Here is a 20,220-nt window from a genome sequence, read left to right on the forward strand (position 1 = left end):
TCAGTGAGTCTCATAGGGAGCGCATGATTGATACCATCCGATACTGCGAATTGGGCCATGACAACTATGGTGAGAATGCAGCGCACAAAACCGCATCGCAGTCACGGTTTGCTTTTTTTGCATCGCAGACCACAATTGAGCGACCCTGTTTCGGGGCGATGAATTGTGTGGCGTTGTATCGTGCGCTTGCGTGCAGTAACGTCCGGCACCATGGTCATCCGGCGATATTCACTTGTTCTATTGGTTGGCGTTCTGGTCATCCTGACCGGCATTGGCGGTGTTGCGCACGCGCTGTCGAAGGGCTGCGCGGGCTTTCACTGTGAGCACCATACGCAACCTTCCGAACACTCAGCACTGGCAACGAGCGGAGACGTCTCGGCTTCAGGTCATCATCATGACCCGGAGAGTTCCGAAACCGGAAAGTGCAATCCCTTTATCTGCCAAGCCGTTGCATTGCCGTTCCAAGTCAGTGAAGTTGCCAAGGGTCGGCGTGATACTGACCCGGAGCTCCATGTTGGAACCCAAGTCAAGCTGAGTGAACCAGACGTCCTTTACAGGCCCCCTGACCTTTGAAGCAGCACAAATCCCTGCGGATGTTAGCGACCAGCACGTGTGGCTGTTCGCGATGTGCCGCAGCGTTGCCAGCTTCCAAAATGTCAGGACCAATCCATGAAAAAAAGTCACTTGCTAATCGGCGCATGCGCTGTCGCTGCCGTCGCCGCCTTCGTAACTCTTCGCCCCGGCGCAATTGAAGAGACCACATCGCATGAAACACGCAAAGGCGACGCCATGGTCGCAATTCGGATGCCAGCCATCGCAGGCAATGCCGCAATCGGCCAGCGTGTCTTTGAGGTCTCGTGCGCGTCATGCCACGGCGCCAACGCGGTCGGCGTAGAGGGCGTCGGGCCGCCTTTGATCCACAAAATATATGAACCCAGCCACCACGCTGATGAAGCCTTTCACAGGGCGGTTTCACAAGGTGTAAGAAGCCACCATTGGCAGTTTGGCGACATGCCCCCCGTGGAGGGCCTGACACGAGGTGACGTTGCCATGGTGATCGCCTACATTCGCGAAATCCAGCGTGCCAACGGAATAAACTGAGGGTAACCCAATGAAGAAGATCATGACATTCGCGCTTATGGTTGCGCTTGCCAACGGCGCACTGGCGCATTCCAAAATTGAAGAAACAACCCCTGCCAACGGCGCCACGATAACCACTGTGCCCGCTGAAATTGGTCTCAACTTCTCAAAAAACATCCGGCTGACACGGATAGAGATGGCCCATGAAGAACACTCGGCGGTAAGCTTGGATTTGGGCGACCAGACAAGTTTTGGTCAGGCATTCACGATCCCACTGCCGAGCAATGGAACGGGCACCTATGTCATCGAATGGCGGGGTTTGGGTGAAGACGGCCATGCGATGCAGGGCGCGTTTTCCTTTACCGTGGAATGAGCATGCCAGACATCTGGGCGATTGCTGCGATCCTCGCAAAGCTGGTGCTGTACATCGGCTTTGCGGGCTCTGCCGGGCTTGTGATTGTCGGATGCCTCTATTCCGGCCTTGTCGCACCGGTGAACCTTGCAATGGCGCGTCAGGCAAGGGCCTTGGCATGGCTTGCTCTTGTCGCGACAGCAGTTGGCTTCTTGCTTCGTGGGGCCGCCTTGACAGGCGGGGTTGACGGCATAGTCGATCCGAAGATGCTTGGCCTGCTGTGGCAGACATCCGTGGGCGACACACTTGTTTACCGCCTTGCAGGCGCAGCGTTGATCCTTGTGGGGCTGTCCGTTCCTCGCTTTGGTCAGTGGATCGCGTTGTTGGGTGGCTCGATCGCTCTGTGGTCGTTTGCGCAGATCGGGCACGTGCCGGAACTGGAGAGCTTTGGTATCCAGCTCCTGCTCCTGCTGCACCTGTTGTGTGTAGCTTTCTGGGTGGGCATCTTCAGCCCGCTGCGGAATATGGCCCTTGCTCCTGAACACCTGAAGGATGCTGCTGAGCTCGGTCATGTCTTTGGGCAAGCTGCCACTTGGCTTGTGCCGGCGTTGATCGTGGCGGGCCTTTGGATGGCCTGGTTGCTTGTCGGCAATCTCCAAGGGCTGCTGTTCACTGGCTACGGGCAGGCGTTGTTGCTCAAAGTGCTTTTTGTGGCTCTGCTGTTGTTTCTTGCCGCCGCAAACAAGCTCCGATTTGTTCCGGCCATGCAAGGTGGAGAGGTCAAGGCAGCGCAACGCCTCGCCCGCTCCATCGAGGTTGAGGCATTGATGGTATTGATGGTGCTGGCCACAACAGCGACACTCACGAGTGTTCTGACGCTTCCGAATTCGGGCCATTAGAGCGGGCCAGACACCGGTGCGCGCGCAATGTGCAGCAATGGCAGCGGCGGTGCACGATCCGATGCGAACAAGGAAGACAATCCCACTCAGGGCCCGCCGACCCTTGCCGCGGGGCCTAGCCATTGGGCCTATGGCAAACAGGGTTCAAACAGTGCCACCTGCGCGCCGGTCAACCGTAAGAAATCAAGCTTGTTCACCGCCTGTCTTTCGAACCATCAACACGCGACCTGCCGAATTCACTGGGGTCTGAACCCTGCAGCTGCCCCTCAAAACCTTAATGAAAGACAGGACATGCCACCATCAAGCTTTGCACAATCGGTATTGTCAATTTCGACGACCTCATAGCCTTCGCGGTCCAGCATCTCTGCGGTGCGTGGGAAACCAGCGGCCATCAGCACCAGATTGTTGAACCGGATCGCGTTTGCCGCCGCCTCCTCTCCGTCAGCAACATGCAGCACCCGGTAGCCTTCAAAGCAGCCCGAAGCGTCCAATCGCCGGGTCGCAAGAATTGTCTCGGCATCCATCAGAGAACAATCCGTTTTGAAGTGCAAAACGCCCTCGGGCGTGAACACTTCCCGCAGTTTGTGACCCCATTCCGAGGTGATTTTTGCCAGTTCCTCAACACCTTCCGCGTCAGTGCGGTCTGACCGGCCCACAAGAATTTCGCGGCCGGTTACAAGGATGTCTCCGCCCTCGATATGGCCGGGACCATTGATCTGTGTGACCGTTTCATAGCAGGCCCGCAGTGCCGGGGCGATCTCGGCCACTTCCCCCATTCGCGAAGGCGCGCCCGGCCGCATCAGCACAGCACCCTGCGGCAGACACAGGGCCGTATCTTCCACAAACTGCGCGTCAGGGAACGCATCCAGGGGATCAAGCTCGATCACCTCGGCCCCGGTGCTTTTCAGTGCTGCCACGTATGCCCCATGCGCGCCCGTCATCCCATCGAAATCCGGGTTTCCGATATCTTCTGCGCGCAATCCGTCGGCGATGGTCGGTGCCGGGCGGCGAGTGATGGCGCGGGAAAACTCAAAAGTTGGGTCTGACATGTTTCAATCTCTCTGAGGTTCGAATTTTCGGGCGGTGACTTCGATCATCGCGGGCCCGCCCATGGACGCGGTTTCGCGTAACGCTTGCGCGATGGCCTGCGGCTTGTCGGGAACCCGGGTGTGCGGAATGCCAAAGGATCTGGCCGTTGCTGCAAAATCGGGGGGTGTGGGGTCACATCCAATGACCATCACGCCTGCATCCTGCATCGATGTGGCGATTTCCCGGTACCCGTGATTGTTCCAGATCACGAACGTGACCGGCAGGTTTTCGTCTACCGCGGCCATTGCTTCCGGCATTGAAAACTGCGCCCCGCCATCGCCGGTGATGCATATTACCCGCGCCGTTGGATCGGCAATCGACGCACCGATGGCTGCGGGTATGCCATAGCCAAGCGCACCATACCCCGTTGCCGCATTGAACCAGCCACCAGCCCGGTCGTGGTCATAGTAAAGATTGCCAGCATAAATGGGCTGGGTGGAATCCCCGACCATCAGAGCATTCGGAGACGCCGAGCGCATTGCATTCAGTATCTCCACCTGTTGGCGATAATCCGGACCAATCTCCTGCCAGGCCGCATTGCGCGTTTTTCTGGCACAGTCCGCACCGTTGCTTTGCCGTGACCTCTGCGGCAGGACCTTACACAGCGCTGGCAAAACCAAGCCGACGTCACCTTGAATGGCAATCGCTGCCTCATGCCGTGAAAGCTGATCGCTGCACCGATCAACCCGTATCAGGTTTGGCAGTTTCGCAAACTGACCGGTGGCATACATGTCATAATCGGTTGGCCCCAGCTCGGTTCCCAAGGCCAGAACGCAATCGGCGCTTTCCAACAATGCGCGCACCGCGTTCAGGCTGGGGCTGGCCGGTACGGTCAGAGCATGTCCGTGCATCAGGCCGCGCGCGTTGACGGTTTGCACAACCGGAGCATCCAGAGCTTCGGCCAGTGCCTGCAATCCCGCCTCGGCACGTTTCGCGCCGCCGCCCGCCAAAATGACGACTTTCTTTGCCTCAGCCAGTTGCCCTGAAGCCTGCCTGATCAATGCCGGGCTGACCGGAGGATCAGGGTCAGGCGTCTCGACTGCTGTTTCCTGGTATTCCGCCGCTGCGACATCCAACGGAACCTCGATATGCGCCGGCCCGCGGCGACCATTGCTGAGGCCGTGAAAAACGCGGTCCAAAACCTGGGCCAGAGCACTGGGGCCGGTGACCTGTTCGGATACCAACGCAACCGTTTTCGCCAGCCCGATTTGGTCTGGCAATTCGTGCAGATGCCCCAAACCCTTGCCAAGTGATCCGGTTTTGTTGACGCCGGACACCACCAGCATCGGTATTGAATCGGCCCGCGCCTGCGCCATCGGCGTCAGCGTATTGGTCAATCCGGGGCCGGTGATCACAAAGGCAACACCCGGTTTACCCGACACACGGGCATAGCCATCGGCCATGAAACCCGCCCCCTGTTCGTGTCTGGGCGTCACATGTCGTATGCCCGAAGCGGCAAGCCCTCGATACAGTTCCACCGTGTGAACGCCCGGAATTCCGAAGACGCAGGTCACATCCCGCTGGCGCAGCCCGGCAACCAGAGCTTCGCCAATTGTCATACCGCTCATGCGACCTCGCGTGATTTGCTGTTGGCGTGTTCGATGATACGGGAAACTGCGGTACCAAAATCCGTGTCATTGATCGTCAAAGCAACCCGCACCCAGTCCTTCAGGCTGTCACCAAAGGCAGATCCCGGCATGACGGCCACCCCGGCCTGAAGCAGATCCCAGGCATAGGCTTCGCCATCCAGCCCGGTGGCAGAGACATTGATGAGTGCGAACATTCCCGCCTCGGGCCGGTGAACTTTCAGATCCGTTTCGGCTTCAAGACGATCGGCCAACAGGGTCGCGCGACCAGAGAATCGGGCGGCCATACCGGGGGCAACCTCGGATCCGTCACGGATCGCCTTTTCGGTCATGTCCGCGATGAACGGTTGATTGCCAAAAAGCATGGTCTCGGAATAGGGCAGCAGCGCTTCGCAGAACGCGGCGGGCCCGACGCACCAGCCACTGCGGAATCCCGGAGCGGCATGAGACTTCGAGATGGATGATACGCCAATGACACGATCCGCCAGTTCCGGATCTGCCAATGGTGAAACAAATCGGGCACCGTCAAAGATCAGTTCTTCATAGACCTCGTCCGAGATGATCCACAAATCACGCGCAATCGCCAGCTGCCCGATCTCGGCAATGTCCGCGGCGGTCAGAAGCGCGCCCGTCGGGTTATGCGGCGTTGTCAGAAGAATGGTGCGGCTGCGCGGAGTGATGCGGGCCGCGATATCTGCGGCCTGCATGCGAAACCCTTTCTCGGGCCGCAGCGGTACGGGCACCATCTCGGCCCCGGATGCACGAACAACACCTTCATAGGTCGCGTACATCGGGTCGCCGACAAGAGCTTCGTCGCCCGCCTCGGCGACCCCGGCCATGGCTGCGAACAAGGCGGTTTGTGTGCCAGGAAAGCACAGAAAATTCCCGGGCTCGAAAGCCCGCCCGCGAGAGGCAGAATAGCGCGCAGCCAGCGCGTCAAGCAGCCCTGCTTCACCGCGCCCGTTGGAGTACCCTGTCCGCTGCGCCCGCAATGAGGCAACGGTGGCTTCGACCAGCGCATCCGGCACCGGCACGTCCGGTTCTCCTATCGTCATTTCGACGATGTCCGCTCCGGCCTTGATCAGGTCGCGGGCTTTCAGATGTACGCCCCATTTGGCACCACCCAAGCCCGCCAACCGTTCTGTCACCGATGTGGTCTTCATGACTGCTCCACCTCTTTGGTCAATGGAATCCCGACGATGGCGCTGACGGAATCCAAACCGATCCGCGCCAGTTGGCCTTCGCAAAACGCATCCGGAAGCGCGCCCCCTTCAAGCCACAGGCCATCGATCACCGCGTTGCATGCGATGGCCAGTTGCATTGCCTCTGACGCATCAACCGAACGCCCGGTTTCCTGCAATGCCGCGACGATCAGCTTCTCGAGGTGATCCCGGAAATAGTCATAGGTTCGCTGGTGAATGCGCTGCATTTTCGGGTCATGCTGCACTTTGTTCAGGAAACCCGCCCACAACGCCACGGCGCTTGGATCGACGATCGGCGGTCGCAGTGACGCGTCGACGAAGTTGGTCAACTTAGAAACCGCGCTTCCGGTTCCTGATGACGCCGCGGTCTGGTCCGTCAGCGTATTCATGTGGTGCTCATACGCCGCCTGAACCAGTTCGTCCTTGGATGAGAAATAGTGCCGGATCAAACCTTGGGTCACATTCGCGCGGGCTGCGATCTCGCGCACCGTGGCACCCCGAACGCCCATCTCGGCGATCAGGTCCAAAGTCGCCAGAATCAGCGCCTCGCGGCGAAACTCGGCAGACTCACGTTTGAATTTGCGGCTGTCGTCCTGCACGTCAGTGTCATCCATGGCACGGGGTTATTATACACTTGCATAATTGCGAGATTCGGGGCTTACTGCAAGCTGAAATCAGAAGATTCTTGGATATGGACACAGCCAAAGCAGTTGCACCCGCACCCGAAACAACCACGCCTGACGAGGCGATCAAGGTTGAGGATCTGCACAAATCCTTTGGCACGCTGGAGGTTTTGAAAGGCGTATCCCTGACCGCAAACAAGGGGGATGTTGTTGCCATTATCGGGGGGTCAGGCTCTGGAAAATCCACCATGCTGCGCTGCATCAACTTTCTGGAAACGCCGAGTTCCGGAAAGATAACCATCGGCGGTGAACTGGTTGAAATGCACACCGATGGCAGCCCTTCCAACCGCCGCCAGATCGAACGTATCCGCACGCGTCTGGCCATGGTTTTCCAGCAGTTCAATCTGTGGACACACCGCACGCTTCTGGAGAACGTGATCGAAGTGCCGGTGCATGTGCTCAAGGTGCCGAAGGCCCAGGCGATCGCACGGGCGCATGAATTGCTGACACGGGTGGGCCTTGGCGACAAGGCTGACACCTATCCAGCCTATCTTTCGGGTGGTCAGCAACAGCGCGCCGCCATTGCCCGGGCGCTTGCAGTCGATCCTTCGGTGATGCTTTTCGATGAACCCACATCAGCGCTTGATCCCGAGCTTGTTGGCGAAGTTCTGACCGTGATCCGCGATCTTGCCGCCGAAGGGCGCACAATGCTGCTTGTCACCCATGAAATGAAATTCGCACGCGAAGTCGCAGACCACGTTGTCTATCTCTTCGAGGGCCGCATCGAAGAGCAGGGCCCACCTGCCGAGGTCTTCGGAAACCCAAAATCAGAGCGCCTGAAGCAGTTCCTCAGCTCGGTCGCCTGAACCTAAAAAACAAAACAAAATGAACCAAAAGGGAGTATCAAAATGAACGTCAAGAAACTGCTCGTGTCCGGCCTTGCCGCCGCTGTCCTTTCGGCTGGTGTCGCCAGTGCAGAAGAGGTCAAGATCGGCATCGCAGCCGAACCTTACCCGCCATTCGCATCACTGGACAGTTCAGGTAGTTGGGTCGGCTGGGAGATCGATGTCATCAATGCGGTCTGCGCCGCTGCGGAACTTGACTGTGTCATCACGCCGGTCGCCTGGGATGGTATCATCCCGTCGCTGACCGGACAGCAGATCGACGCCATCATGGCGTCTATGTCGATCACCGAAGAGCGGCTGAAAACCATTGATTTCAGCGATCCTTACTACAACACACCTGCCGTCATTGTCGCGGACAAATCGATGGATATCGAAGCGACCCCCGATTCGCTGGCCGGTAAGGTTGTCGGCGTTCAGGCGTCGACCATCCACCAGGCTTATGCGCAGGAATATTTCAAGGATTCCGAACTGAAGGTTTATCAAACTCAAGATGAGGCCAACCAGGACCTGTTCGCAGGTCGTATTGACGCCACTCAGGCCGACAGTATCGCCATGGCGGACTTCGTGAACTCGGATGCCGGGGCATGCTGTGAAATCAAAGGCGCCGTCGCAGATGATCCGGCCATCCTGGGCCGGGGCGTTGGTGCCGGTGTTCGCAAGGGCGATGATGACCTGCTTGCAGCGCTGAACAAGGGCATCGCGGCAATTCTTGCCGATGGAACGCACGAGAAGATCACTTCGAACTATTTCTCGGCCAGCATCTACTAAGCGGCTGCCGTGACCGGACTGTTGGAATCGCTTGGACTGGCGCAGAGCGCAGAGCTTCTGTCGCTGTCGCCACCGGGTTGGGGGGGCAATCTGCTGCGCGGATTGTCCCACTCATTGCAGATCGCTTTTGGTGCATATGCGCTCGGCCTCGTGATCGGGTTGTTCGGAGCCTATGGCAAGCTTTACGGCGGGAAGGTCACGCGCGATCTTCTTGCCATCTACACGACCGTGATCCGGGCCGTGCCGGAACTGGTCCTGATCCTGATCCTGTATTACGTGGGATCTGACATCATCAACAAAATCTCCGCTGCAATGGGCGGAGGACGGGTCGAGGTCAATGGCGTCGCTGCGGGCATCTGGGTTCTGGGCGTCGTTCAGGGCGCATATGCAACCGAGATTCTGCGCGGAGCCATTCAGGCGGTTCCACCCGGACAGATCGAGGCGGCCAAATCCTACGGGATGCCCGCATTCATGACCATGCGGCGTGTCACGATCCCCGCCATGATGGGTTTTGCTGTACCCGGTCTGGCCAACTTGTGGCTGATTGCCACCAAGGACACTGCACTGCTCGCGGTCGTGGGGTTCAACGAACTGACACTGGAAACCCGGCAGGCCGCCAGCAGCACCCGGGCCTATTTTACCTTCTTTCTGGCAGCGGGTTTTCTCTACCTCATGGTCACTCTCTTTTCGGGTGGTATCTTCGCGCGGATCGAGAAATGGGCGCGTCGCGGTCAACCTTCTCTGAAAGGAGGTGGCAGATGATCGATCTCAGGTCTTTGATGCAACCCCATCGCATCGTGATGATGCTGGTCTTTGCCGGGATCGTGGTTTGGTGTGCGATGGCATTGCGGTGGGACTGGTTGCCGAAATACGCTCCGCTTGCATTACAGGGAATCTGGACCACACTCTGGCTGCTTGTTGTCACCGTCGTTCTCGGGTTTCTGCTGGCTGTACCACTTGGGTTGGCCCAGGCCGTTGGGCCCTGGTACCTTGCGGCCCCGGCCAAGGCGTTTTGCACCATCATTCGGGGCACACCTCTGCTTTTGCAGCTTTGGTTGCTGTATTATGGCCTCGGCTCATTGTTCCCTCAATTCCCATGGATACGATCGTCCGAGCTTTGGCCGTATCTGCGTCAGGCCTGGCCTTATGCGGTGCTGGCTTTGACGCTTTCTTATGCCGGCTATGAAGGTGAGGTGATGCGCGGAGCCTTCAAAGGCGTCGCCAAAGGTCAGCTGGAGGCGGCAAAGGCGTTTGGCATGCCAAGGCTGACGATGTTCCGCCGCATCTGGTTGCCGCAGGCAATTCGCAATGTCCTGCCGACCCTGGGCGGTGAAACCATTCTCCAGTTGAAGGCGACGCCCTTGGTTGCCACGATTACGGTGGTTGATATCTATGCCGTTTCATCCCGAGTGCGGTCCGACACGTTCATCATCTACGAGCCGCTCATCCTGCTGGCCGTATTCTACATTCTCGTTGCCGGTATTATTGCCCTGATGTTCCACTGGCTGGAAGTGAAGGTGCTGGGAACCGGAAGCCGAAATGGGCCAGCCGGATAGTCCAAGCCGGAAGTAAAGCGAGACCCACTGCCCCACTCCGGGCACAGATTTCGTCGGCGCGTTTTCAGGCCGATTGAAACCATGGGCCCACGATCAAGACGGTTGCCCGAAATGATTTAGGGAAGGTTCGGCTTGCAGGCCCCTGCGGCGAAGGCACTGGCTGCCCAGGGCCAGAGCCTGACTTTCTTATCCATTGCACAGCGACCTGGAACACCGCGGCGCAATCGTCTGGTTGGCGCAGTGGCGGATGTCGCGAAGCATTGCAAACTTGCCCCCTCGTCCTTCGGGGCGCGTTCCACGAGGCGCGCATTCAGCGCAGGCCCGACAGAACCTGTTACCGCAAACCCGCATTCGGCTTTGAGCCAACGACCATCATTTTTGGGGTGAAACACCTTTGATCGCGCGAATGGGCAGTATCTGCGCTGAACGCGGGTCATGGTGAGCCACGAACTGGTCATACCCATCGGGTTTGTTTGCCAATCAGAATAACGCTTAGATCGCCAGATACTCCTCACGAAGACCGGTGTCCTCAAGCACTTCTTTTGCCGTTCCGTCGAACACGATGGTCCCGGTGTCAAGAATTATCGCGCGATCCGCCAGTTCCAAAGCGCGCACAGCGTTCTGTTCAACGATGATCGTGGTCATACCCTGCTGCTTGACATGTATGAGGGTTTTTTCGATTTCGTCGACGATAACAGGCGCCAAACCTTCATACGGCTCATCCAAAAGCAGCACCTTGATGTCCCTGGCAAGCGCTCTGGCGATTGACAGCATCTGCTGTTCGCCTCCCGACAATGTAATCCCCTCCTGCTTCCTGCGCTCACCGAGACGCGGAAACAGCTCGTAAAGCCGTTCAAGGGACCATCCGATCGGAGGAGCAATCTGTGCAAGTTGCAGGTTTTCTTCAACTGTCAGGCCGGGAATAATGCGTCTGTCTTCCGGTACAAGACCAAGGCCAGCCGCTGCTGCTTCATAGCTTGTCATGTTGTGCAGCGGTTTGTGGTCCAACCAGATTTCGCCATGTCTTACTTCGGGTTCTCCAACCCTTGCAATCGAGCGCAGTGTCGAGGTTTTGCCCGCACCGTTGCGCCCAAGAAGCGCAAGAATCTCGCCTTCATGCACATTGAAGCTGACACCCTGCACGATATAGCTTTCTCCATAATAGGAGTGCATATCCCAAACGGAAAGAAACGCAGGGGCGGTGCTGGCCATATTGGCGTTTTTCGAAAAGTCAGGTTTCTCGTTCATAGCTTGTCCTTACGCAGCCTCGCCCAGATAGGCTTCGCGAACCTTTGGGTTTCCGCGGATGTTTTCAGGAGTATCTTCAACCAGGGGTGTCCCCTGGGCCAGAACAGTGATGCGTTCGGCAAGGCTGAAGACAACATGCATGTCATGCTCGATGATCGCGATGGTGATGTCGCGTTCTTCCTTGATCTGTTTCAGCAGGTCGATCGTGTTGTTGGTATCCGCCCGCGCCATCCCCGCCGTCGGTTCGTCCAGCAGCAACAGCCTCGGATTCTGGCTGAGGCACATGCCAATCTCGAGCCGGCGCTTGTCGCCGCGCGACAGCGAGGCTGCATGCATCTCGCGCTTGTCGGCCATGTTCATTTCTTCCAGCATGGCTTCGGCCTGTTCAACAACAGCCTTTTCGTTGGCGATGGTCTCGTATGCATGCATCCGGAACGCGCCATCCCGCATGGCAAAGATCGGAATCAACATGTTCTCCATCACCGTCAATTCACCAAAAATCTCTGGTGTTTGAAACACTCGGCTTATGCCCATCTGGTTGATCTGGAAGGGTTCAAGCCCCAAGACCGATGCATTGTCGAACAATACGGACCCGGTATCTGGCATGAGCTTGCCGACCAGACAATTCAGCAAGGTCGACTTGCCCGCACCATTAGGCCCGATGATTGCGTGAACCGAATTCTCCTCGACGCTGAGATTCACATCCGTGAGCGCCTTGAGGCCGCCGAAGCGCTTGCTGACGTCTTTGACTCTTAGAATTGCCATGGCTCGCCCCTTATTCCGCCGGTTCCGTTTTGCCCGACGTCGCGTCGTCGGATTTTGATTTCTTGCGCTTGAGCCGGTTCAGCAAACGCTGACCACCTTCGACAAGACCACCCGGCAAGTAGATAACGACAAGCATGAAAAGAATGCCCAGCGTCAGATGCCAGCCTTTGCCGATGAACGGATGGATCAAGAAAACCACCGCGTCCTCCAGCCCGTCAGGCAGGAATGCAAACCAGCTGTGCAACACGTTGTCGTTGATCTTCGAGAAGATATTTTCGAAGTACTTGATGAAGCCCGCACCCAGCACCGGCCCGATCAGTGTGCCGGTGCCGCCTAGGATCGTCATCAGAACGACCTCGCCCGATGCGGTCCACTGCATACGTTCGGCACCTGCCAGCGGGTCCATTGCGGCCATCAGCCCACCAGCCAGGCCGGCATACATGCCAGAGATGACAAATGCCGCCAGCGTGTAAGGTTTCGAGTTTAGGCCGGTATAGTTCATCCGTTGCTGGTTTGATTTGACGGCCCGCAGCATCATCCCGAAAGGTGAACGGAAAATTCGGATGGACAGATAGAACACCACCATCATAATCACTGCACATAGATAGTATCCCGCGTTGAAATCAAAACTCCACGCACCCACGTCTAATGTGTAGGTTGCGCGCATCGGCAACCCGAACAAATGCGGCAGGTCCGGCGAATTCGCCCCTTGCAGAATCTGTGGATCATCCGCGTAAACCTGCAATCCCGTTTCCCCGTTCGTCAGGTTGAATTTGGGGTTGGACAACACCGAATAAGCCAACGCAAAGCTCATCTGGGCGAAAGCCAGCGTGAGGATCGAAAAATAGATGCCCGACCGGCGCAGGCTGACGAACCCGATCAGCAATGAGAATACCCCGGCGACCACAACGCTGAGTGCGATGGCCGGGATGATGTTGTAACTCAGCAGCTTGAACATCCATACGGCGGAATAGGATCCAACGCCCAGAAAGGCCGCGTGTCCGAATGACAGGTATCCGGTAAGGCCGAACAGGATGTTGAAGCCGATGGCAAAGATGCCAAAGATGACAAAGCGCTGCATCAGATCCGGATAGCCCGCGTTGAACTGCGCCATGGCGCTGCCTTCCGGGAACGGATTCAGGATGAAGGGTGCCAGCATCGTAAGGATGCCGACGATGATCAGCAGGCTGGTATCTTTTTTGTTCAGTCCCAACATCGATTATTCCTCCATCACGCCTTTGCGTCCCATCAAACCGCGCGGGCGTGTGAGCAGCACAATAATGGCAACAAGGTAGATGATGATTTGGTTGATGCCCGGGATCGTCGTTGTGGCCCAGGTCGTAGAGGCGAAGCTTTCGAGAATGCCCAGCAGAAAGCCAGCCAGCACCGCGCCGGGAAGAGACCCCATGCCACCAACAACAACCACAACGAAGCTGAGGACCAGAAAATCCATCCCCATGTGATAGTTTGGTGGGTTGAGCGGCCCGTACATGACGCCCGCCAAACCGGCCACCGCGGCGGCGATACCGAACATGATCGTAAAACGCCGGTCGATATTGATGCCCAGCAGGCCAACAGTTTCGCGATCCGCCATGCCGGCGCGCACAACCATGCCGAAGGTGGTGAATTGCAGGAATGAGAAGACCGCACCGATAATTGCGACCGCAAAGCCGAAATAAACCAGGCGCCAGATCGGGTAGATGATCGCGTTGGGATCAAACCCGATCATTGTGCCAAGGTCGATAGAACCACTCAGCGCGTCGGGCGGCGGGGTCTGGATGGGGTTGGCGCCGAAGAAGTACTTCACGATTTCCTGCAACACGATCGCAAGGCCGAACGTGACAAGGATCTGGTCCGCGTGGGGGCGTTTGTAGAAATGCTTGATAAGCCCGCGTTCCATCACATAGCCAACCGCCAGCATGATCGGGATCGCAAACAGGATTGCCAATGGAACGGACCAGTCGATGATCGCCGCCCCGAACTCCGGGCCGAACCATGCTTGGACATAAGGTGTTTCCACTTTCAGCGGGTTGCCAAGAAAGTCGGTTTGGCTCTCGTCGATGGTTACAAAGCTCAGGTTCATGAGCTTTTGCAAAGTGACGGCACAGAACGCGCCGATCATGAACAGGGCCCCGTGGGCAAAGTTCACAACGCCGAGCGTCCCGAAAATAAGCGTCAGCCCCAGCGCAATCAGCGCATAAGCCGACCCTTTGTCCAGACCGTTCAGAATTTGCAATAGGATGGCGTCCATTGGCCCACCTCAGGGTTGGTCAGTGTGAATTGAGTGGCACAACAGGATCAACCCTGCTGTAGATGTCTGGCCACCATTTTGGCGGCCAGACTTTGATACGCGGCATTATGCGCCCGGGTTGCACTCACCCAATGCGCCACCGGCGAACATCGGATGCTCCGGATCGTATTCGACCTGCGCGCGTGGCGTGATCTCGACGATCTCCAGCGTGTCATAGGCGTTGGTCGGGTTCATGTTGCCACGCACGACCAGCACGTCCTTGAAGCACTGGTGATCCGCGCCGCGATACCAGGTCGGGCCGTTGCCCAGGCCGTCGAACTCGAAATCTTCCAGCGCATCAACAACACCGCATGGGTTGAATGTACCGGCACGCTCGCAAGCATCAGCATAAAGCAGAACCTGTGCATAGCAGGTCTGGGCCGAGTTGGACGGCGGCTTGCCGTACTTTTCGCCGAAGGATTTCACGAAGGCTTTGGTGCCTTCATCCTGCAACTGCCAGTTCCAGTTCATCGAACCCAGCACGCCCTTGATGTTCTCGCCAGCACCGGCGGCCATCAGTTCCGAATACAGCGGCACGACGATCTTGAAGTCCTTGCCGTTTGCGACTTTGTCGAGCAGACCGAACTGAATCGCGTTGGTCAGCGAGTTCACCATGTTGCCGCCATAGTGGTTCAGAACCAAAACGTCCGCGCCCGAGTTCAGAACCGGAGTGATGTAGGACGAGAAGTCTGTTGACGCGAGTGGCGTTTTGACGGTGTTGACCGTTTCCCATCCCAGGGCTTCGGTCGAGGCGACGATCGACTCTTCCTGGGTCCAGCCCCAGTTGTAGTCCGCCGTCAGGTGATAGGCGCGGCGGTCATTGCCCATCTCGGCAGCCAGCACCGGCGCAAGCGCGGCGCCCGACATGTAGGCGTTGAAGAAATGGCGGAAACCATTGGCCTTCTTGTCCTTGCCGGTCGTGTCGTTGGCGTGGGTCAGACCTGCCATAAAGATCACACCCGCTTCCTGACACAGGCCCTGAACCGCAACGGCCACGCCCGAGGACGACCCGCCGTTGATCATGATCGCACCGTCTTTTTCGATCATCGACTTTGCAGATGCACGCGCGGCGTCCGACTTGGTCTGGGTGTCACCTGTGACGAACTCGACCTTCTTGCCGAGGATGCCATTGCCCTTCAGCGCCTTTGACGTGAAGGTGTTCAGGCAACCGCCGTCGCCCTCTCCGTTCAGGTGTTCCACCGCCAGCTGTTGCGCCAGCAGCTCGTCATTTCCCTCTTCCGCATACGGCCCGGTCTGGGGAACATTGAAGCCCAGGGTCACGGACCCTCCGGTTGGTTCGTTGGTGTAAGCAGCAGCCGACGAAGCCGTGAAGATCGTAGGCAGGGCCAGACCGGTGCCTGCAACGGCACCAGACTTCAACACGCCGCGGCGTGTGACAGATTTGTTGGTCATTAATTCCTCCCATTTCCCTTTCTCTCGTCGTCTGGCTCCTCTTCCAGCAGACGAAAGCGCACTTATGTGCATTTCAATAATGGAAACGCGGTGGAAAATTTCACAACAAATTACTGGATTTGAAACAAAATTTTGTAAACGTCTTGACGAAGCCCAAGATCATTTGAAAAGCTTTCTGGCCTAGGATAATTTAAATACATATTTTTCAAATATTTAAATGTAAATATAAACGACGCAATTGCCAGACATGACAGCAATGTTCGTTCACTGCTGCGCCAAAAGACGATTTCCCATGCAAAGCCAGCCTTTTCAACACGTTGAATGGAAACAAGCTCTCTGCCCCTCCCTCATCTGACGGTCCAGTTTGATTGTTGTTGGCGCAAGATCGTCCACGGGGCGGCCGGAATGATTGTGTCCGGCGCGGGTGGGCGGCATCCCAGCGCAATGAGCAGTCTTTCATGTTCCGGTGTTTCGTCCATTTCACGATCAGGATCCGTTTGCCCGAGCCACCCCCCGGATTTCGGACACTGACGTCAGCTTTGACTTGCCGAGCCGGCGCGCGGCGCGACCGACCTTTGGTCAGGGAACCAAAACCGCTGCCCCTTGCAATCGCCCGGCGCTCAGATCCGCGAGGGCTTTGTTGGCGTCCTTCAGTGAATATCTTTGTGTCCGTGTCTGGATACCTGCGGCTTGGGCCATTGCAAAAAACTCCTCACCATCCTGACGCGTCAGGTTTGCGACAGACAGGATTTGACGTTCCCCCCAAAGATCGCTGTAGGGAAAGGAAGGAATGTCGCTCATGTGAATTCCGCCGCAAACCACGCGGCCGCCCTTGCGGACAGCTTGCAGCGCTTTGGGCACAAGGGACCCGACGGGGGCGAATATGATTGCAGCATCCAGTTCCACCGGTGGTCGTTCGTCGGACCCACCAGACCATACCGCGCCAAGGTCACGCGCAAAATCCTGCGCCTCGATATCCCCGGGCCGGGTCAGCGCATATACTTTCCGGCCCTGCCAGATGGCCAGTTGTGCAAGGATATGCGCGGCGGCTCCGAATCCATAAAAGCCGATATTCCTGGCATCCTGCGCCATTCGCAGACAGCGAAATCCGATAAGCCCGGCACATAACAACGGTGCCAGTGCAACCGGATCGGCAACCTCTGGCAGGGCAAAGACATACCGTGCATCCGCAAGGCAGGCTTCGGCAAACCCTCCGTTTCGCGTGTATCCCGTGAACACCGGCGCGTCACACAGGTTTTCCTGCGCGCGGTGGCAATAAGGACATTTCCCACAAGTGGACCCAAGCCATGGCACGCCGACGCGCTGACCGGTTTCCAGCCCTGTTACGGCATCTCCCTTTCGCAGGACCCGTCCCACGATTTCGTGGCCCGGAACCAGTGGAAGTTCAGGATGTTCGAGGTCACCATCGACGATGTGCAGATCCGTGCGACAAACACCACAAGCCTCGATCTGGATCTGGATATCATGATCGCCCGGCGCCGGAAGTTCGATGTCTTCCAGTCTCAGCGCGCGGCCGGCCTCGTTCAAAACCATTGCGCGTGTCATGGTCCAACTCTCCAGATACATCCGCCCGAAATCATCTGTGTATTGCCTCTTTTCGTTGCAAATTTCGGACTCGGCCTTCGACAAAACCGTAAATGTGGCACTAGGTTCCGACGACCTGAACGATAGCACAACTGCGCCGCAGCAAGGCTTGATCCATCGCAAAGTCCCAGATCTGACCGAGCGACCAAAACCTCAACTGCACCTGAGGGGCTTGCGCAGGATGCCAAAGGAGATCGACCGGGCACTGACGGGTCTGACCCTCGCCACCGGTTTCAGGTCTGATGAATGTAGCTGCCCGGCGCTTTGAGCAGGTTTTCAGCCCCCCTTCGTTTTCCGCCCATCGGCGGCGGCGCAGTTTCGCCCGATGAACGGTCTTTGATCCAATCCACCATCGCAGGCCACCAGGAACCTTGCTTTTCTTCGGCCGACTCAAACCACTCGTCCGGCGAGGTATACAGCGCGTCCGCCGGCCTGTGGCCCAACCGATAGTGGCGGTGCTTGTGCCCCGGCTCGCTGAGGATACCGCCATTGTGACCACCGTTGGTCAGCACGAAGGTGAGATCTCCGTCGGTAAACAGCCGAATTTTATACACTGATCGCCACGGGGCAATGTGGTCGGATTCCGTTCCGACCACAAACATGGGTACGCGTATGTCCTTGAGCGCAACAACCCGACCTTCGACAGAAAAGCGCCCAGCGCTCAGCCGGTTTTCCAAGAACAGACCGCGCAAATATTCGGAATGCATTCGCGCCGGCATCCGGGTCGTGTCATTGTTCCAGACGGTCAGATCCGTAGGCAGGTCGTCTTCACCCAGAAAATAGCGACGGACAGCCCGGGCATAGATCAGATCTTCGGCGCGGATTGTCGTAAAAGTTCGTGTCATTTGAGGGCGATCAAGATAGCCCTGCAACCACATCAGGTCTTCGACAAAAGCGACCTGGCTGTCATCGATAAACAGCAAAAGCTCACCGGCTTCGGCGAAATCAACCTGCGCCGCCATCAGCGTAACGCTTGCAAGCCGGTCATCACCATCGCGTTGCATCACCGCAGCTGCAATCGCCAGAAGTGTGCCGCCAAGGCAATAACCATTGGCGTGAATCTTTTGACCCGGAACGATTTTTTCGATGGCCTCGATCGCGGCCATGACACCGTTCAGACGATAATCCTCGAGGCTGAGATCCGACTGATCAGCGGTGGGATTGACCCAAGAGATCATGAAAACGGTAAAGCCCTGCTCGACCAGATACCGCACCATGGAGTTTTCCGGAGAAAGGTCGAGCACATAGTATTTCATGATCCAGGCAGGCACGAAAAGGATCGGCTCCGCCTGAACGCGCTTGGTGCGCGGTGTGTATTGAATCAGCTCGAACAGCGCGTTGCGATAAACGACCCTGCCGGGGGTCGCGGCAATGTCTTTACCGATTTCATACCCCTGAGGGACAGGTTCGTGCTGTTGCGTTATGGTATGGGCAACATCCTCAAGGAAATGGGCGGCGCCCTCTATCAAATTGCGACCGCCGGTCTGGAACGTGCGATTGATGATTTCCGGGTTTGACCACGGAAAGTTCGAAGGAGAGACAAGATCAAGTGCTTGGCGAATCTGAAATTGCGCGCGTTCGGCGTCGCGGGGGGCGATGCCGGGCATTTCGTCCGTTGCGGCCTGCCACCAATCCTGTGCGCTCAGAAAAGCCTGCTGCCAAAGGGAAAACGGCGCCTTCTGCCAGCCGGGCGCATTGAAACGGTGATCCTGCTTACGTGGCTGAAAAGGCGGAGTGGCCTTCGCGCCGGTCGCCATCTCGCTGGCATAGACCCAGAGTTTGGCCGCATCGCGTGCCGCGCGTTCTGTCAGTTCAAGCTGGCGTCCGGGTGAACGACCCAGGTGCAGGGCCCAATCCATCCAGGTGGCCATTATCGAATGCGGGGAAACACCGGCGGTGGCACGGGCAAGGGCCGCGCGCGTTGCGCGGTCAAGTTTCTCATAGGGGTGTGGCGGGGCATTCTCGTCGGTATCTGCCGCACAAACCCCGGCCTCGGCAGACAGCTTGTCAGGTGAGAGTTCGGTCATCTGGGTTCTCCGATCCGGGCAGAGTGCTAAAATGCTGCAAGCTTTAATCCATCTGTCCACCAAGCCCCGGACCGACCAGTCAACCGCCCATTTTGATTGGACGTACTTGATTGCAGCGCCGGACCTGGCGAGGCTTCCTGAAATGGACGCAAGCGCTTGGGAACCCGTGTTGCCGGGCGCCGTTCGCTATTTTGGCAACATAAAGAACTCTTCGAGTACAATCTTGCCATCCTCAACGGAATAAATGGCAATCTCGCTAAGGTTCATTCTTTGTCCGGTGTCTTTCTGCACGACCTCGGCATTGAAACGCACGCCAAAGCGATTGGGCGGATGAACAAAAGGACCATCTGCCGTAAGCGTTTGGATTTCATGCGTTTTCAGCCAATCTTCCCGCTTTGCTTTGATGGCGTCGCGACCCTTTGTAATCCGAAATTGCCGCACCGGAGGCACAACCGCCTCTATGGACTGAGCGTTTTCCGCGTACATCTCGTCAACACTTGCCAAGCCATTGCGATCACGCATCGCCTGAACAAATGTCCGCCCAATTTCGACCAGTCTTTCCATGCAAGACCTCCTGATACACTCGTGACTGTATCTCGTCGGGCCGCATCCAACCTTGACAAAGATCAAAATGAGACGGTCCTGCAAAGATTGGCCACCGGGCTTGCTTCGGAACAGGTAGAACTGCACCTTGTAAATTTGGACGCAGCAAGTAGCCGCCATTCGTTGGGCAAGATGTGATCCTGCGGGTCTTGGCGCATCTCAACTCTGTACCGGACGACACCATACTGCTCGAAACTGGCAACAACCCT

The 20,220-nt window shown here is 57.4% G+C and carries 19 protein-coding genes; 7 read left to right on the plus strand and 12 right to left on the minus strand.

Going from position 1 to position 20,220, the window contains the following annotated elements; genetic code table 11:
• The first annotated feature begins 669 nt into the window (after positions 1-669).
• From GOW56_RS18210 to GOW56_RS18220, 3 genes are read left to right on the plus strand one after another with little or no spacing between them, the layout of a single operon-like run.
• The gene (locus GOW56_RS18210; RefSeq protein ID WP_171206773.1) at positions 670-1,101 is read left to right on the plus strand and encodes a cytochrome c; all 432 of its coding nucleotides are present in this window, start codon (positions 670-672) and stop codon (positions 1,099-1,101) included.
• A gap of 10 nt (positions 1,102-1,111) precedes the next feature.
• Positions 1,112-1,453 (plus strand): copper resistance CopC family protein, encoded by a 342-nt coding sequence (locus GOW56_RS18215; RefSeq protein WP_171206774.1) that lies wholly within the window; start codon positions 1,112-1,114, stop codon positions 1,451-1,453.
• Between the two features lie 2 nt (positions 1,454-1,455).
• The gene (locus tag GOW56_RS18220; protein ID WP_171206841.1) at positions 1,456-2,331 is read left to right on the plus strand and encodes a copper resistance D family protein; all 876 of its coding nucleotides are present in this window, start codon (positions 1,456-1,458) and stop codon (positions 2,329-2,331) included.
• Between the two features lie 266 nt (positions 2,332-2,597).
• On the opposite strand, the gene GOW56_RS18225 is transcribed toward GOW56_RS18220, so the two are convergent.
• Genes GOW56_RS18225 through GOW56_RS18240 form a run of 4 tightly spaced genes read right to left on the minus strand, consistent with a single transcriptional unit; the run spans position 2,598 to position 6,822 of the window.
• Positions 2,598-3,380 carry a dimethylarginine dimethylaminohydrolase family protein gene (locus tag GOW56_RS18225; protein WP_171206775.1) on the minus strand — a complete coding sequence of 261 codons (783 nt, stop codon included), beginning with the start codon at positions 3,378-3,380 and terminating at the stop codon, positions 2,598-2,600.
• Positions 3,381-3,383: 3 nt separating this feature from the next.
• Positions 3,384-4,988 (minus strand): 5-guanidino-2-oxopentanoate decarboxylase, encoded by a 1,605-nt coding sequence (locus GOW56_RS18230; RefSeq protein ID WP_171206776.1) that lies wholly within the window; start codon positions 4,986-4,988, stop codon positions 3,384-3,386.
• Positions 4,985-6,169 carry a pyridoxal phosphate-dependent aminotransferase gene (locus GOW56_RS18235; RefSeq protein ID WP_171206777.1) on the minus strand — a complete coding sequence of 395 codons (1,185 nt, stop codon included), beginning with the start codon at positions 6,167-6,169 and terminating at the stop codon, positions 4,985-4,987. The genes GOW56_RS18230 and GOW56_RS18235 overlap by 4 nt, the downstream gene beginning before the upstream one ends.
• The gene (locus GOW56_RS18240) at positions 6,166-6,822 is read right to left on the minus strand and encodes a TetR/AcrR family transcriptional regulator (protein ID WP_171118878.1); all 657 of its coding nucleotides are present in this window, start codon (positions 6,820-6,822) and stop codon (positions 6,166-6,168) included. The genes GOW56_RS18235 and GOW56_RS18240 overlap by 4 nt, the downstream gene beginning before the upstream one ends.
• 77 nt (positions 6,823-6,899) lie before the next feature.
• Between GOW56_RS18240 and GOW56_RS18245 the strand changes: the two genes are divergently transcribed.
• The 4 genes from GOW56_RS18245 to GOW56_RS18260 are packed head-to-tail and all read left to right on the plus strand — an operon-like array spanning position 6,900 to position 10,060.
• The gene (locus tag GOW56_RS18245) at positions 6,900-7,697 is read left to right on the plus strand and encodes an ABC transporter ATP-binding protein (protein WP_171169002.1); all 798 of its coding nucleotides are present in this window, start codon (positions 6,900-6,902) and stop codon (positions 7,695-7,697) included.
• A 42-nt stretch (positions 7,698-7,739) separates the two neighbouring features.
• Positions 7,740-8,504: a transporter substrate-binding domain-containing protein gene (locus tag GOW56_RS18250; RefSeq protein ID WP_171206778.1), complete on the plus strand. Its 765-nt coding sequence runs from the start codon at positions 7,740-7,742 to the stop codon at positions 8,502-8,504.
• Between the two features lie 9 nt (positions 8,505-8,513).
• Positions 8,514-9,266, plus strand: coding sequence for an ABC transporter permease (locus tag GOW56_RS18255; RefSeq protein WP_117872369.1), 753 nt, complete (start codon positions 8,514-8,516; stop codon positions 9,264-9,266).
• Entirely contained in the window at positions 9,263-10,060 is a 798-nt protein-coding gene (locus GOW56_RS18260; protein WP_171206779.1) for an ABC transporter permease, read from the plus strand. The genes GOW56_RS18255 and GOW56_RS18260 overlap by 4 nt, the downstream gene beginning before the upstream one ends.
• A gap of 492 nt (positions 10,061-10,552) precedes the next feature.
• On the opposite strand, the gene GOW56_RS18265 is transcribed toward GOW56_RS18260, so the two are convergent.
• The 8 genes from GOW56_RS18265 to GOW56_RS18300 form a co-directional block, all read right to left on the minus strand.
• On the minus strand, positions 10,553-11,308 hold the full coding sequence (locus GOW56_RS18265) for an ABC transporter ATP-binding protein (protein WP_152459073.1): 756 nt from the start codon (positions 11,306-11,308) through the stop codon (positions 10,553-10,555).
• Between the two features lie 9 nt (positions 11,309-11,317).
• Positions 11,318-12,073 (minus strand): ABC transporter ATP-binding protein, encoded by a 756-nt coding sequence (locus GOW56_RS18270; protein WP_152459074.1) that lies wholly within the window; start codon positions 12,071-12,073, stop codon positions 11,318-11,320.
• Positions 12,074-12,083: 10 nt separating this feature from the next.
• Positions 12,084-13,289, minus strand: a complete 1,206-nt coding sequence (locus GOW56_RS18275) for a branched-chain amino acid ABC transporter permease (RefSeq protein ID WP_171118889.1) — start codon at positions 13,287-13,289, stop codon at positions 12,084-12,086.
• Between the two features lie 3 nt (positions 13,290-13,292).
• Positions 13,293-14,324: a branched-chain amino acid ABC transporter permease gene (locus GOW56_RS18280; RefSeq protein WP_171206780.1), complete on the minus strand. Its 1,032-nt coding sequence runs from the start codon at positions 14,322-14,324 to the stop codon at positions 13,293-13,295.
• A gap of 105 nt (positions 14,325-14,429) precedes the next feature.
• Positions 14,430-15,776, minus strand: coding sequence for a substrate-binding protein (locus GOW56_RS18285; protein WP_171206781.1), 1,347 nt, complete (start codon positions 15,774-15,776; stop codon positions 14,430-14,432).
• A 579-nt stretch (positions 15,777-16,355) separates the two neighbouring features.
• Positions 16,356-17,342 (minus strand): zinc-dependent alcohol dehydrogenase family protein, encoded by a 987-nt coding sequence (locus tag GOW56_RS18290; RefSeq protein ID WP_171206782.1) that lies wholly within the window; start codon positions 17,340-17,342, stop codon positions 16,356-16,358.
• 272 nt (positions 17,343-17,614) lie between these two features.
• Positions 17,615-19,408 (minus strand): alpha/beta hydrolase, encoded by a 1,794-nt coding sequence (locus GOW56_RS18295; protein WP_171206783.1) that lies wholly within the window; start codon positions 19,406-19,408, stop codon positions 17,615-17,617.
• A 186-nt stretch (positions 19,409-19,594) separates the two neighbouring features.
• The gene (locus GOW56_RS18300; RefSeq protein WP_171118898.1) at positions 19,595-19,972 is read right to left on the minus strand and encodes a nuclear transport factor 2 family protein; all 378 of its coding nucleotides are present in this window, start codon (positions 19,970-19,972) and stop codon (positions 19,595-19,597) included.
• Positions 19,973-20,220: the final 248 nt, after the last annotated feature.

The sequence above is a fragment of the Ruegeria sp. HKCCA0235A genome (genome assembly GCF_013033235.1).
Classification (GTDB): Bacteria; Pseudomonadota; Alphaproteobacteria; order Rhodobacterales; family Rhodobacteraceae; genus Ruegeria.